The following is an 861-nucleotide window of genomic DNA, read 5'->3' as shown; positions in this document are numbered from 1 at the left end:
AGAGACGGATGTTGTTGCGGGGGTGAGTGTGCCGGTGGCGTGGCAGGTCCAGGGCTGCTCGTCGGCGTCGCCATCGTCGGGGCGTGAGTGGATGGTCAGCCTGCGACGGCCGCTCTCGTCGGCGGCGTTGACGGTGATCTGCAGCTGACTGGTCTTGTGGAGAAACAGGGGAGCTTGGACGGTGAGCTCTTCGATGTGGGGTGTTCCGGTGTGGTCACCTGCGTGGATGGCGAGTTCGAGGTAGCCGGTACCGGGAAGCACGGGAACATCGTTGATCGCGTGGTCGGCGAGCCAGGGGTGGGTGTCCACCGATAGGCGCCCGGTGAACACGGTGGTCTGCTCGTCGGCGAGCGTGACACAGGCACCGAGCAGAGGGTGCGCGGTGCTCTCCAGACCTGCGGATGCGACATTCGCTGCCCCGGCCGGAGCATGCAACCAGTACTGCTGCCGCTGGAAGGCGTAGTTCGGCAGAGCGACAGGAGCAGCTGGCTCCGCAACGCCGAAGGCACTCAGGATCCGCGGCCAGTCGAGTTCGACGCCGTGAGCGTGCAGGCGGCCGAGAGCGGTGAGCAGCGTCATGACCTCGTCATGGCCGTCCCGCAGGGTGGCCACCATCAGGACATTGCGCTCGTCGGAAGGCGTCTCCTCATTTCTGTTCGTCTCGTTGAAATGCGAAATCGTCGTGTCGACCAGTGGGGTGAGTGTGGGGTGCGGGGTGATTTCGAGGTAGGTGGTGGTGTTGTTTTGGTGGAGGGTTTGGATGCTTTGGGTGAAGTGGACGGGTTGGCGGATGTGTTGGGTCCAGTAGTGGGGGGTGGTGATGTGGTGGGGGTCGGCTGTTTGTCCGGTGAGGTTGGAGAT

General features: G+C 64.0%; 1 pseudogene. It reads right to left on the bottom strand.

What is annotated here, in order from left to right:
* Positions 1 to 861 (bottom strand): annotated as a pseudogene (locus E1266_RS37505) (polyketide synthase dehydratase domain-containing protein); the annotation flags it as partial.

It is taken from the genome of Actinomadura sp. 7K534 (assembly GCF_004348575.1).
Taxonomy (GTDB): Bacteria; Actinomycetota; Actinomycetes; order Streptosporangiales; family Streptosporangiaceae; genus Spirillospora; species Spirillospora livida.
Note: the sequence above shows the minus strand (reverse complement) of the source record. Positions and strands in the feature narration are given on the sequence as shown.